Annotated in this window: 12 protein-coding genes; 1 reads left to right on the forward strand and 11 read right to left on the reverse strand. The window is 37.2% G+C overall.

Features of this window, described 5'->3' with window-relative positions:
- Positions 1-3: 3 nt before the first annotated feature.
- From ACE01N_RS02950 to ACE01N_RS02980, 7 genes are all read right to left on the reverse strand, one after another.
- Complete coding sequence (locus tag ACE01N_RS02950) at positions 4-492, reverse strand: T9SS type A sorting domain-containing protein (protein WP_380584648.1); 489 nt, start codon at positions 490-492, stop codon at positions 4-6.
- Positions 493-725: 233 nt separating this feature from the next.
- Positions 726-2,345 carry a TIM-barrel domain-containing protein gene (locus ACE01N_RS02955; RefSeq protein ID WP_380584650.1) on the reverse strand — a complete coding sequence of 540 codons (1,620 nt, stop codon included), beginning with the start codon at positions 2,343-2,345 and terminating at the stop codon, positions 726-728.
- Between the two features lie 64 nt (positions 2,346-2,409).
- Positions 2,410-3,192, reverse strand: coding sequence for a 2-oxo acid dehydrogenase subunit E2 (locus tag ACE01N_RS02960; protein ID WP_375727605.1), 783 nt, complete (start codon positions 3,190-3,192; stop codon positions 2,410-2,412).
- 143 nt (positions 3,193-3,335) lie between these two features.
- Positions 3,336-6,035, reverse strand: coding sequence for a glycoside hydrolase family 127 protein (locus ACE01N_RS02965; RefSeq protein ID WP_380584653.1), 2,700 nt, complete (start codon positions 6,033-6,035; stop codon positions 3,336-3,338).
- 440 nt (positions 6,036-6,475) lie between these two features.
- Positions 6,476-7,447 carry a phosphatidylserine decarboxylase gene (locus ACE01N_RS02970; protein ID WP_380584655.1) on the reverse strand — a complete coding sequence of 324 codons (972 nt, stop codon included), beginning with the start codon at positions 7,445-7,447 and terminating at the stop codon, positions 6,476-6,478.
- A gap of 247 nt (positions 7,448-7,694) precedes the next feature.
- Complete coding sequence (locus tag ACE01N_RS02975; RefSeq protein WP_380584657.1) at positions 7,695-7,943, reverse strand: isochorismatase family protein; 249 nt, start codon at positions 7,941-7,943, stop codon at positions 7,695-7,697.
- 62 nt (positions 7,944-8,005) lie between these two features.
- Positions 8,006-8,608, reverse strand: a complete 603-nt coding sequence (locus tag ACE01N_RS02980; RefSeq protein WP_380584659.1) for a MarR family winged helix-turn-helix transcriptional regulator — start codon at positions 8,606-8,608, stop codon at positions 8,006-8,008.
- A 130-nt stretch (positions 8,609-8,738) separates the two neighbouring features.
- Between ACE01N_RS02980 and ACE01N_RS02985 the strand changes: the two genes are divergently transcribed.
- Positions 8,739-9,074 (forward strand): antibiotic biosynthesis monooxygenase, encoded by a 336-nt coding sequence (locus ACE01N_RS02985; RefSeq protein ID WP_380584661.1) that lies wholly within the window; start codon positions 8,739-8,741, stop codon positions 9,072-9,074.
- Positions 9,075-9,230: 156 nt separating this feature from the next.
- Here ACE01N_RS02985 and ACE01N_RS02990 read toward each other — a convergent pair whose 3' ends face one another.
- From ACE01N_RS02990 to ACE01N_RS03005, 4 genes are all read right to left on the reverse strand, one after another.
- On the reverse strand, positions 9,231-10,190 hold the full coding sequence (locus ACE01N_RS02990) for a HipA domain-containing protein (protein ID WP_380584663.1): 960 nt from the start codon (positions 10,188-10,190) through the stop codon (positions 9,231-9,233).
- 4 nt (positions 10,191-10,194) lie between these two features.
- On the reverse strand, positions 10,195-10,509 hold the full coding sequence (locus ACE01N_RS02995; RefSeq protein WP_375727597.1) for a HipA N-terminal domain-containing protein: 315 nt from the start codon (positions 10,507-10,509) through the stop codon (positions 10,195-10,197).
- Entirely contained in the window at positions 10,496-10,708 is a 213-nt protein-coding gene (locus ACE01N_RS03000; protein ID WP_380584666.1) for a helix-turn-helix transcriptional regulator, read from the reverse strand. The genes ACE01N_RS02995 and ACE01N_RS03000 overlap by 14 nt, the downstream gene beginning before the upstream one ends.
- Before the next feature lie 290 nt (positions 10,709-10,998).
- On the reverse strand, positions 10,999-13,038 hold the full coding sequence (locus tag ACE01N_RS03005) for a hypothetical protein (protein WP_380584668.1): 2,040 nt from the start codon (positions 13,036-13,038) through the stop codon (positions 10,999-11,001).
- Positions 13,039-13,290 lie beyond the last annotated feature (252 nt).

Below are 13,290 nucleotides of genomic sequence, written 5' to 3' on the forward strand. Positions count from 1 at the left end.
GTCTTAATTTTTTGTTATTTTAAATGTCTTCACTTCCTTTTGCCCCTGAAATACCTTTACTAAATAAATAGCAGGAACAAGTTTACTTACATCAATGCTTGTTTGTGTGTTGGTGATCTTTTCATTTAATAAAAGTTTCCCACTTATATCATAGAGTTGAAAGTGCATGTTTGAAAGCTTAAAGTCTTTAACATCCAGTGTTAAATGGTTAATTGCAGGATTTGGATAAGCTGAAATTGTAAGGTTTATGCTTTGAGCTTCTTTTAATTCCGTTACGACCATAATTTCATATGGCTGTTGTACACCTTCTGCCATTGAACCATTTGTTCCTGCATGGGTATGGCATGTAAGCTGTCCTATGGAATAGCTTGCAGATCCTCCACTCCCGGTTGCCATACCTCCGGCAGTATTAACGTTTTCCTGAGCTTGAATGGGCTTAACATACATACATAAAAAGAACAGGATTGTTAAACTTAATTTTAGCTTTAACATTTGTCAGCATTTTAAATTTATCCCTATTATTCATTCCGCATGGTTACGATATCCCGAATAAAAGTACACATATCTAATTACAGGAATGTAAACAGGTTGTTTTACAGTTCGCTTTAGTAAAAATAAAAGTACTTATTTAGCTGCTTAAAAACAAGAAAAGTATAAACATTTTATCTGTCTGTATGTGTTTTTAAACTAAATTGACATGTATTCATCTCACTCAGTATATCATGTTAATAGGCTGCTAAGCCTTTGATCTTAATTCTAAAGTTGCTCCCGTTCTTTTCCAGTAACAGTTCAGAACTTTCGGGATTATACTGATACCTGTCGGCTCCTGAAACAGATTTTGGGGCATCAAAGCACATCAGCTTCAGCTGAAAATTGTATGCATCTGGTGAATTTATTTCTAATGTCCCTTTTGTCGCATTCATCGTAACCCGGATATCCGTGTAATCCACGCCCTCTCCGGCCGGTTTATGAAAAACATATTCTGATTTACCATCCGGATAGATCAGGAGTTCAATACTGTTTTTATCACTGTTTGCGACAGGTATAATAGACCCGGCCCTCATAAAAACAGGATATTTTTCTATGGGATAATATTTTGTAATTGTATCTGAAGATGAAAATACTTCCTTGCTGTCCCAGTAATTAATCCATTGGTGCTCATCCGGGAACACAATACTGACGGTATCATTTTCGGTTGTGATGGGTTTTACGAAAATGGCATCCCCAAGCAGATGAGTATTGTTCTTATTGGAGCATTCCGTTATGATGGAGTGGCCTTTCAGATGTCCTTCTACAGATGTACTGAACAGATAGGGCGCAAGTTTCCGGTGCAGGTTTACGTAGTCCCTGTAAATAGTTATGGTTTTTTCGCTGTAATTCCATGGTAAATGATGTCCCAGGGCACCATCCCGGCCACCATTCACCATGGCAGGTACCATGCTCGCCAGTTGAGCATAGCGAATGAAGGATTTATTATCGGATGGCTTGCCCCAGTATCCACCTATTTCACATGCAGGGGCTCCATATCCTTTTTGAGCTGACAGGTAGATGAAATTTAGCTGGTTGAGCAGGCCCTTAAAATCTCCGGTGAAGTCACCCGTCCACTGGCAGTGAGAGTAGTTTTGAGGTGCCATATCAAGATATCGATTTCTAACATGCACATGTCCGTACGTGTAACATAAAAAATCGGGGTTTATGGACCGGGCATATTCAAATGCATCCTGGTAATGATAATATTTAAATTCTTTATTTGATAAATTGCCGATGGAAGTTGATACATTATCGTCTAACCATTCGGCGCTGACATCTACTTTCCAGCCATCAATGCCTTGTTTTAAGATCTTATCCACCTGTTTGTGCCACCAGGCTTTTGCTTCAGGATTGGTAAAATCAATGTGTGCGCCCTTTCCTTTATGCCAACTGTGCAGGCTTCCATTATTAACCGTATATCCCATGTTTACAGCTGGTTCATATAGAGGGGACTGGTTTAAAGGAACCTCCCGTGACTCCTTGTTCACAAATCCGGTATACCATAAAATCAGTTTTATATTTTTGCTGTGCAGGTGATTAAGCATATTTTCAAAATCAGGATAAAGGGCGGTATCTGATTCAAAATTATTATAGGCAGATGACCACGGGCTGTCCAGAATGACAGCATCTACAGGAATATTGTACCTGGAGTAGCCATCGATGAGGTACCTGACAGTATTTGAGGTATGCAACTGATCTTCCCATATCCAGTGACCAAATCCCCAGTAGGGTGTAATTGCGGGTTTGGGAGTTTCCTGTGCTCTTATTTGAGAGGAAAGAGTCAGAATAATCAGAATGATTTTTATCGTTTTCATTTGGTTCTGTTTTTATGCTATGATCCGCTTTTAATTGGATAATTCTGTTGAGTATTCAAGTTTTTTATAAACCAATCCCTCTTTCAATATTTTCAGACAGTTTTCTTAAGAACCGGGCCATTTGTGCACCATCTATAACATCGTGATCTAGTAAAACGGTCATTTGAAGCATTTCCCTGATCACTATTTTGTCATCCACAACAACCGGTTTTTTGGAAATATTACTGATCCCGAAGCATACCGGGTGTACAGATAACGGAATAAACCATGTATTTCCTTTACCGGTAATGCCAACAGACGTAAAGGCGATATTTCCCATTTTACTGAAGGCAAGGCGGGGATGTCTTACGAGGTAACGCCAGAAATATCTCCTGATAAATCCGGGTAACACATAATAGATTTGTTCCAGTCTGTTAGTTCTTTTTTGCAGAACAACGTCTTTATCAGCCAATTGCTGATCTCTTGCCTCGTTTATTTGTTGCGTTATCGATTCAATGCTGCGCTCATGTGCCTTTTCGATGATGACCGGTATCGGAATTCGTTGTCCGTTTAATACCTTTTCTACAGCAAGTGAAACATTTATATCATTGAAAACCACAATTTTTCGTTTTCCCTTAAGATAGGCTGTGGCATTTTCGTAATCCTTCACAGTGATACTAATGACTTTAATCAGCCATGCAGTGAATGAAATTCTCCGTGTCTTCTTACACGCTTTAATTTTTTCCCTGCTTTCAGACACGTCAATTTCAATCAGTGCCGTAACATGATGTTTCTGACGACCAATGGCACACACATCATTTGTGGCAATTCTTGACTTCGGGAATGTACGGATTTTATATGCATCCATTCACATGCTGTTTAAGCGTACTGTACCAGGTATTAAATGTTATCGTTCATGCCTTGTAGGTTAAATGACTTACCCGGCAGGCAGGCCCGGCCGCCGGAACATACCGGCTGAACCAGTCCGCTTTTCTTGCCAGTCAAACGCTGTCATTCTGCCTTGATCCAGACCATGGATCTTGCATGTTCCGGATGATCACCGTCAGGTATTCTGTTATTCCTGGCGTAGTAAGGTATGGCAACAAGAGGAGAGCCATCATTCCATTTACCTTCCAGGGTCACTATGCCACCCAGAAGATCGTCTCTCCAGACCGGCGTCAGAGGATCATTACTTATGTTCTTATCGATATTCTCCTGATCCGCTTCTTCCACATTGTAAATTAACGGACCATATCTTAAGGCAATCCGGCCCGTATCTGCAAGAATTTTCTCATCTGCAGCTATGCGCTGAACTTCCATCGGAAGGGAGAAACTAACGTTGTCGCCTTTTTCCCACTCCCTTTTAATCACTGCATATCCGTTTTCAATTTCGGGAGTAATCTCAACACCGTTCAGGGTAAGCATTTCAATCCCCTGCACTTCCGGGTCAGAGCTATACAGAACACTGGTATGCCTGTCCGGAACCCTTACATAGAGTGCAAATTCTTTCTTCTCTTCAGGATTAACTGTAACAGACACATCTCCATTCCATGGGTAGTCTGTTTTCTGGATCATTTGCACATCCGTTCCTGCAACGTTTTCAACTTTTATACTGCTTCCAATATACAGGTTTACATAAATCGCATCCGGACTTTTTACATAGGTCCAGGTCGGAATCATTAACAGTGTCCTTGGGATATTGCCGACACAACACGGACAAACATGCCATGGATATCGCTTATAATTTGAAACCAACGGATTTGTGTAGTAAAAGTTTTCACCTTCCATGTCGAGTGAACCCAGCAGGGCATTATACATGGTTTCTTCATAAAGGTCTGCATATTTTGCATCGTGGTATGCCAGGTTCATCTTATACTGGAAGAAGATAAGCCCGCAACTTGAACAAGACTCACAATAAGCAGAATTGCGTAGCGAATAATTGGGGCCAAACCCTTCAGAGGTTTCACCACTGCCAACACCTCCGGTGACATAGTATTTTTTGTTCACCATATTATCCCACAAGGACATCACGGCACTCTGGTAATCTATATCACCGGTTTCTGCTGCCACATCCGCCATTCCCGAATAGTTATATACTGCCCTTACGGCATGGCCTACTGCTTCATACTGCTGTGTTACAGGAAGATGGCTCTGGTCGTATTCGTTTCCTCCCTCGCGGCTGTCTAGCAAAAATTTGGCTAGTTTAATATAGTCGTCACCACGACCATTTCCTTCCATATCGTTGACGAAACGGCCGAAGCGTACCAATGCCTGCTCCATTTCCTGGTGACCATCAAACCATTCCTTTTTATCCTGTCCGATATTGTCCACCCAGCAGTCTGCCAGTTTTTTTGCTGCGTCATACAGCCGTTTATCTGTTCCCTCGGTCAGGGTATAGTGATTGATGGCAGACTCAATAAAATAGCCCGCAACATATCCCTCATGAGTACCACGTTGAGCAGGAGACCATCTTTCTTTCCATCTTGTTGTATCCCTCAGGGTAAAAGCAGTCTGAAGATATCCGTCCGGCTCCTGCGCTGCAAGCACGATCGGGATCCATTTCTCCAGTGTTTTTTTCATATGCTCCTGTGATGCCATAATTTCTTTGTCACCATTGGGATCAACCATCAGTGCAATACTCATCGACTCGATGGTCTGGTGTACCCATGCATTCGAAAATACGTAACCAAGATGTGGTCCGTGCGGTTCGCCGCGAAGTGCTTTTGCGGCCTCAATAAAATTATCCAGGCCACCTTGTCCCTGTTCCAGATTTGTACTTTCAATCATCCTGATACAATGAGGTATCCAGTTAACGATAAGGGATTTTGCCCTGGAATCCCACATCGGATTATCGATGCTGTATTTCTTCGTGTACACCACGTCCAGCCTGTCCTTTGGCGGAAGATCATGCACCCGTACAATAATATCCGATGATCCGCTTGATTTGCCGTCCCTGGCTGTTAATGAAAGCACATATTCACCTTGTTTTGAAAAGCTAGCTGTTCCTTTAATGGAATCAGGATCACTAAAAGATACCTTGCCCGGACCACTTACCTTCTTCCATTTTAGTTTGTCCAGTGCATCAACTACTTTAACATCGCCAGATAACCAGGTTTTACCGCCGATCATTACATCACGGTCTTCACCTGCATTAACAATGGGTGGATAGGTTGGTGCATCACTACTGGCATAAACCTTCCACTCTATAACATTCATCGGGAGGAAAAAGGAAGAATCCACTTCAATCCGTAGTTTTGTTGTCTCTACGGAGTCAAAGGTTGTTTTATTATACTTTCCTGCTTCCAGGCCCAAACCCTTTGCATTTGGTACATGTATGAAGTCCGATCCGTTCCAGTAGGTAATGCGGTACGATTCAGGCAACGGAATAACTTTATAATAATCCCAAAGAAATAAATCCACAGCAGATGTCTTTACCGGCTGATCCCAGCTGTATTCAATCCACTGTGGTGTTGCTGGCATTCGTCTTCTGTTCCCCTGTCTGGGTCTCCACCTGGTGGAATCTGTAGGTGTAAGTCCGTCATTTAGAGCTGCAAGGCGGGACATATAACGAAAGGAACCATTGGCAGTGGCAATATTTGCCAGATTCCTTGGCCCATCAGAATTCTTTTGTTCTGAACAGGATACTGAAATTATCAGAATGAGGCATAATGCAGATAGAAGTTTAAAATGCGTTTTGTTGAAGTGTTTCATTTTGGTAAGTATTAGTTTAATATTTCAGAGGATTTACCCCAATAAGTTTGGCATTTTTCCTGCACCGGCTCAGTTTTTCAGTTCATGGATATGAAAATTCATGTATTGTATCCCCGCACATCCTTTTACAGACATACGAATATCTGTTCATCCATTAGTTATACGGATAAAACTGAAAACTGTAAGCTAAGATCTTATGACGCTTCATGAGCCTGAAACACCCTGAAAAGTATATACCGGTATAATCAACTTTATAGCCTTATTTGGGAATAACAATCTGTTGTTGTAATATACAGCAGTGCATACAGTGGGGTGATAATTAAGTTAATAGTGCCACTAAAAGTAGCGAATTAAATCATTAAAAGCAAGAGAGATAAACAATTATGAATTACGAATTTCTGGTGTCCGGTAAACACACAAAATGAAGGGTTAAAACCCTTTTATTTTTTCTCACCAATTCTTTCACCCATTTTAACAGTCGTTTCGTATCCCTTCGATGTATGGTTCAAAAAATCCTCATCAATGTGGATTTTATCTTTTTCAAACAGCAGCACTATCGTTGAACCTCCAAATTTAAAGTAGCCTTTCTCTTCACCTTTTTTTACATAACTTCCGTTATACGTTTGTACAATGCTTCCTACCATAGTAGCACCAACTTCGGCCATAATAACATCACCAAACAAAGGATTTGAAATAATTGTATATTCCCGTTTATTTAAAAAGAAGATGTTGGCCTTTTCTCGCAAAGCAAAGGGGTTGACGGAATAATAGTCACCTTCAATCTTTTTGTTTGGAGATAAATTTCCACTGACCGGGAAATGAAAACGATGGTAATCCACCGGGGCCAGCCGGATTATAAGTATAGAACCATCGTGGTATTTTTGTGCAAGATCCGGATCATCCAGAAAGGAAGATACATCAAAGCGAAATCCTTTTATAATAAAATCGGAATTGTTTATATCGGCATAAGCCATAATTTTTCCGTCGGCAGGCGATATAACAGTATTGAAAGCGGTATCAATTGGTCTTGCATTTTCTTTAAGTTTTCGGGTAAAAAAATCGTTAAAACTTTGGAACTTCTGTTCCTGAGCAATGCTCATATTAATATCAAATTCTTCAATAAACGGCTGTATCTTTTTTGCGGAAGAAGGGCGATCCATCATTTTACCATAGACCGATGAAACCAGCTTTCTCTTCACCAATGCCCACAAGGTTGCTTCTCCTACCGGATTGTAATACAACCATACCAACCATTTTTCTCCGGCTACCTTTTCTGTTTTTATTTGCCCGCTTTCCCTTTCATAATAGTGAATGGGATACTGAGGCTTTAGCGGATAAAAGGCTATGCTGATAAGTACTGCAATCAACAGCATAAGAATGCCCCACCTCTTTTTAGTCTTTGTTATTTTCATGTTTGCCATGTTTGCCCTGAGAGGCAAAGATAATTCAATGCGTTATTACACGCTACAATAAATAATCAGTTACTCTTTTCCCGGATTCTGTTGCGTCGTATTTAAATTGTTGCTAATGGATAAGTATATGAAACGTACGGTATTTCTAATACTCCTGCCCGTCTACAGGAAAATTTGGGCGGGCTACAACGCCTGAATATCAGGTGAAACCCTTATGGTATATACACTTTACTAGTCGCTGTCATCTTTATTCAGAATCTATCAGGTCATTCGATCTAATTATTCTGCTGCCTTTATTTTCATAATAATTCAGCATTTCGTCAATTTTCCTTTTATCATAACTCGTAATACAATCTGATAGGACTGTAACTTTATAGTTTTCCCTGCACATATTAAATACTGTTGATTTCACGCAGGCAATGGCGTCTGCTCCGGTAATATAAAATTCGCTTATTTCGTTTTCCCTGATAAAGTCAGTAAAATCTTGGCTGGTCAATGCGTTACCTTTTCCAATACCCGAATTGCAACCAGTTATTAAACATATCTTATTGTTAATAGTTATTTCCTTTTGTCTTTTGGGGTTGAATGATAATCGTTTAGTTCTCTAAGAAATGTTATTACATGAGTTTTTTCTTTAAATGACATTTCTGCCGTCATTTTGGAATAAACTTTCTTCATATTTGGTGTTAACCGCTCGGTTTCTTGTTTACCTCTTTCAGTTATTCTCACACGTTTGGCTCTTTTATCATCGGGGTCACCAAATTCCTCAATAAAGTCTCTTTTTAACAGTCTTTTAATAACCTCTATTCCAGATGGAGCTTCTAAGAGGTGAATGTGAATTAATTCCATCTTTCTAAAACTGTCAACTAAGCTTAAATGATATAAGAAACTATATTCGTCAGGAGAATTTATTTCGGTTTCAACTAATGCTTCTTTACAATATGTTTTGTAATGTTTGCTTTGCATTATCAGAAGAAAAGTTAACTCCATATCAATATCAGTTTCTTCTTTACCTGACTCCAATGAAGTATGATGCTCAAAAACAACTTGATTTAACCAAACGGTAAATTCTTTAATGTCCTTCGGTTCTTGCCCCTTTTCGCTTTCAAACCTTTTAAGTTGTTCAACCAACTCTGTAACAATATGTAATGAATTATTCATAATCCAAATATACGTAATATGTCAAAAACATACAAAACAATTACAATTTAAGTATGTAATTGAATTATAATTCGTATATTTGTATCGAAAACATAGTATTGTGTTTCCAATAACTTAAAATTTGAATAAAATGAATACAAAACCGTACTTAGTAACAGAGAACTATTATCCAAAAGATGAACATTTTGATGAAGTATTAAACATGCTAAAAGAAACTTCTGAAATGATTAAAGAACAGGACGGTGCATTAATGAGCATGTCATTGAAACCCGAACAAAAGAACGGTCCTATTACAGGTATCTCTTTATGGACAAGTCGTGATAAATTTACAAACTTCATGAAAAGCGAACACGCTGAGAAAATCATGAAATCAGGTTTGTCTGCTAAGGTTAAAAGTTGGACAACAGACATCAAGGCTAATCTTCACACTGTTGAACAGGCTTGGCACGTTGAATCTCACGATTAAATTTTCAGAATAGCTGAATGGTGTATTAAAATCATCTTTCAGCTTATTCTTTTATGAGTAGCACGATGTCTTTTAGCATTAAACACAACAGTTCGTGTATGGTGTCGTCGCATCCCGCAGGGTGCTTTGCACTATAGACATTTTTGTAGCTAGTTTTTATAGTTCAATTTGAATAGATTTTCTTTTAATAAGAGAGATGTATTCATCTTTCATTTTCTCTGGTAAAAAGCTTTCAATTATAAACTGATCCCATTTAGGAACTAGTTTTTTATATTTTTTAAATATGTTTTCAATTACTTTTTGATCTATGCCTGCTCCTGCCATTGCAGCTTCAAAATCTTTTCTCTTAATTTTTTTCTTTTTACCATTCAAGTTTAATGCTAGGTCTTCATCGTCTCCCTCTACAACTAATTCTGATGCAACTAAGTCATATGCGGGGCACAAATCATATTTCAGATTACTTTTTAGCAATGAGAAATTTTTCAAATGCATGTCATTGTTACCTGTTAGGAAGCAAAACAGAACTAATTCGTAAAAATCTGTTACGTCTAATCCTGGGTTCGCAGTATATTTCTTTATTGCCTTTGAAACTTGTTCGTGAGATCCTTTGTATTTATGTTCGGTTAGTCTTTCTGTTAATTGACACATGTCTTCCATATGTATTTTTTTGCCATTATTCCGATCAATCCTTTTTGTGATATAGGCTAGCTGTCCTGATTTGAGTTTTATTAATGAGTGGTTAACCGTTCTAATCTTACTTAATTCGGCTAGATGCATTGTTAAGTCTTCTATTTCAGGCAGGTTTGGATATAATTCAGTTTGGGGTTTCAATATGTATTCCCCCCATAATCCAACAATGGTAAAACGTTCAGGTGCATTAATTTCATTACTCAACCCAAGTGACAGTTTGGGTTGTACCCCTGTTACGGTTTTATGGCTTTTAATTACTTGTTCTGCCAATTGTAATATTTGATCTTCTGTAAAGTCTAATAATGGAGGTGTAGGTTTACCGTAAAACTTTTTGCTGCACTTTGGATGATAGCCTTCCTGACCTGCAGAAGTATCTAAATCTGTGGAATTTATTGTTTTGTAGCAGTATAAACATTTGTTTTTCATAGGTCTAAATTTCTTCTACTGATACTGCACCGATACAATCATGACAGGTCTTTAGCAATATCTCCATCCTATCTCTAGGGTTTAACTTCCAATTTTTTTGGGCTATATCGAGTAACCACCCTTCAGGTATTAATCCATCAAAAAAGGGGAACATCACTTTACTTATATACTCATTATCCGTGAGTGGCAATGTCAAGCTTATTGGCTCTGCATTATCTGATTTTAGGTATGATTGGTCATATTCAAAATGGAATCCATTTTCGTCCTCCGTCAATGTCCCAGTTAACTTATCATACATATATACTCTAGCTTTCTTCATTTCTTTCTGATTGTATTGGACCAAGCTCATGGCCAAATAACGTTAGGACCTGATTAACTTTATCCATTCGTAAACTTTCTTTTCCTTGCTCTAAATCTCTAATAAACCTTAGTCCTACACCAGCTTTGAAAGAAAGGTCTTCTTGAGTTAGTCCAAGGGATTTCCTTCTTTTTTTTACGAATTGACTTAATTTATTCATGCGGCTATACCCTTTAGGGTATAAATATAAGGATTTTTATTTATAATATACCATTTCGGGTATAAATTATTTTTTAAAAATAGATTTTATACCTTTTCAGGTATACTTTATTTCGGCTTAAGGTGTAATATACCTGATTGGGTATAATTAGCTAGAACGGTTGGTACATGTTGTCGGGGTGGATTTCGGAGAGCGTCAGTGTTGATAGTACGTGACGGTCAAGGAAGGAGCAGAGACAACGAACACCACTGCACCCGCAATGCAATTTGCAATTTGTTAGGTAACGTTTTTTAATTTGTTGGTAATCCGAGTTTATCAAATAAAATTCGATTTCTCATTTTAGCATCCTTTATTAATTTTTGATATGAAATAACTTCCATGTATGCATTATAATTTTCATGAAATTTGAAATAGCCCATCAAGTCTGGAGTTTTCTTAAAATCTTTATCGTCTAAAACATACTTAATACTTTCGTTGAAATCTAGAATAATGTATGCGTAAAAAGGTGTGTTTTCACTTATAAAATCAATCCTTTTTCCTTTTCTATCAAAAGCTTGATTTGTTCTTATGGTTCTAATGTATTGCAGTACCTGGTCAACAGGATTCTTTTTGCTTGATTCGGGAGAGTAGCCTTCACGTTCAGGACGCTTAAACTCAACAATAGTAAATGAATGATGTGGTGCATCGTCATTCACGAAAGCAAAACTATCGTTGAATATTAATAAATCAGGGCGTTGTAAGTCTAGACTTTCTGTGTGCTTGATATTTTTAAAAGATTTATCTGAAGATAAATAGTTATGATATGCTAATCTTTCATCAATTAACCACAGGTTTTGTTTATCATAGTTTATCTCGTCTGAGTCTGTTCTAATGGGAAAGAATATATTATGAATTGTTTCTTCTGTTTGATACTTTTCATCTTCCATCCCAAGAAATTTATCCAATAACTCAATTACTGATTTTCTATGAACAATATATTTTGCCAAATTAGCTTTACCGATATCATTGAACTTTTCAATGTACTCAGAATACTTTGATTGATAGTCATCAGAACTTCTAAAATCTTCATCTGCATTAAGTACATGTTCACCAAGCTCTTTTATCTCTGATTCTAAATCACTCTGTACTTTAAATAATTCAATATCAAGTTTATTACCTGTCAGGTTGGGTTGCATTTTTCTGATTGTGTCTGGATGATATTTTAGGATTGTTCTGTATTGTGGAGCTGATTCGTAAATATGTGTTTGATATTTTTCAAACTTTTCTTCCCTGACAATATTCAAATAATGTTCTAATAAGTCCTCAATATTCTCAATTGACTTATCTCTAATCGATTTTAATGAAAGTTCATCGTTTTCGTCTTCTCCATCTTCCTCACTGTCGGGTAAATTAAAATCCAGTCTTTCATTGTCCACCGCTTTATCAAAAAAATTACTTGTTATGTAAGCGTGATATACAAAATGATTTCCGTCTTCTTCATCTATTCTCCTTCCCAAATCTGGTATAAAAGTATTTAGTAGTTCAAATTTTACCTCTCTATTATTTGCACAATAATGAATTTGATGAGACTTTCGAGTATTATAAACTCTTAATAGATAAATATTGAATATCTCATCCTTTTGATGAAATTCGCGATTTTTGATTGACCCCTTAAAAGTACTACCATAATAATTTTGAAGTAAGAGTTCAGTGCCATTTTGGTCAATAATAGTTATGTAAGGACATTTGTTTTGCAAGAAATAAATTAAAAAATGCTCAACGATTTGTTCAGCAATATCATTTAATGTACGAGGGCAAAATTTTTGATATTCTTCACGAAAATCTTGGAGTTCAACATTCGTCCATGATTTGTCTGACTCTATCAGCATCTCCGAATAGTTAAATATTCCATTTTGTACTGGTTTAAACGTAAATTCTCTTTTTGCGAATTGTTTTCCATCATGAAAGCAACTTGAATACTTAACTTGCTTGAATGCTTTTAACGCAACGAAACGTCCAATCCCTTTTGCTCCTTTTTCTATTTTGTAGTCTGATTCAGCAGTCAGAAAAGAATCAAAATTCTTTTCGTTAAAACCGATACCATTATCAATGATACTAAATCCTTTTATTGGATATTTTTCAATTTCCTTGATTTCTTTTAATGTTTCATCTCTACCATTTCTAACGATAAAGATTTGTATCTGTCCAGACTTTACATTTCCTTTTTCTTCTATGGCATGAATCGAATTACTTATTGTCTCAAAAAGTGGGAGCAAGGCTTTTCTTTTGGGGAGTTTGGTATTTCTAACTTTTCCCGCAATATTAGTGTGGAATTCTTTTAAATTTTTCATAAGCTAAATTTATGTAGAATTTTTTTCAAAATGTTGCCTAACGTTGTAATATAAATTACTATTAATTATATTCCGGTATTTGCCATAATATAGTTATGTTTAAACTCCTGCTTTCCGGGTTATTTTATTAAAGGTTAGTGTTATATACGGTTATATATTCAACAGATTTTCGGTTAATCGTTTAAAGGTAATAAAAATCCGGTTTTGTGATGTAGATGCACCTTTTTTGCTGCGTATAAATCTCTTATTTTT

The sequence above is a fragment of the Quyinboa ferrireducens genome (assembly GCF_042436675.1).
GTDB lineage: Bacteria > Bacteroidota > Bacteroidia > Bacteroidales > UBA5342 > JBHJHP01.

Excerpts from the sequence above, each read along its gene's own strand:
- ACE01N_RS02950 (WP_380584648.1), bottom strand. The coding sequence starts at position 492 with ATGTTAAAGCTAAAATTAAGTTTAACAATCCTGTTCTTTTTATGTATG.
- ACE01N_RS02955 (WP_380584650.1), bottom strand. The coding sequence starts at position 2,345 with ATGAAAACGATAAAAATCATTCTGATTATTCTGACTCTTTCCTCTCAA.
- ACE01N_RS02960 (WP_375727605.1), bottom strand. The coding sequence starts at position 3,192 with ATGGATGCATATAAAATCCGTACATTCCCGAAGTCAAGAATTGCCACA.
- ACE01N_RS02965 (WP_380584653.1), bottom strand. The coding sequence starts at position 6,035 with ATGAAACACTTCAACAAAACGCATTTTAAACTTCTATCTGCATTATGC.
- ACE01N_RS02970 (WP_380584655.1), bottom strand. The coding sequence starts at position 7,447 with ATGAAAATAACAAAGACTAAAAAGAGGTGGGGCATTCTTATGCTGTTG.
- ACE01N_RS02980 (WP_380584659.1), bottom strand. The coding sequence starts at position 8,608 with ATGAATAATTCATTACATATTGTTACAGAGTTGGTTGAACAACTTAAA.
- ACE01N_RS02985 (WP_380584661.1), top strand. The coding sequence starts at position 8,739 with ATGAATACAAAACCGTACTTAGTAACAGAGAACTATTATCCAAAAGAT.
- ACE01N_RS02990 (WP_380584663.1), bottom strand. The coding sequence starts at position 10,190 with ATGAAAAACAAATGTTTATACTGCTACAAAACAATAAATTCCACAGAT.
- ACE01N_RS02995 (WP_375727597.1), bottom strand. The coding sequence starts at position 10,509 with ATGAAGAAAGCTAGAGTATATATGTATGATAAGTTAACTGGGACATTG.
- ACE01N_RS03000 (WP_380584666.1), bottom strand. The coding sequence starts at position 10,708 with ATGAATAAATTAAGTCAATTCGTAAAAAAAAGAAGGAAATCCCTTGGA.
- ACE01N_RS03005 (WP_380584668.1), bottom strand. The coding sequence starts at position 13,038 with ATGAAAAATTTAAAAGAATTCCACACTAATATTGCGGGAAAAGTTAGA.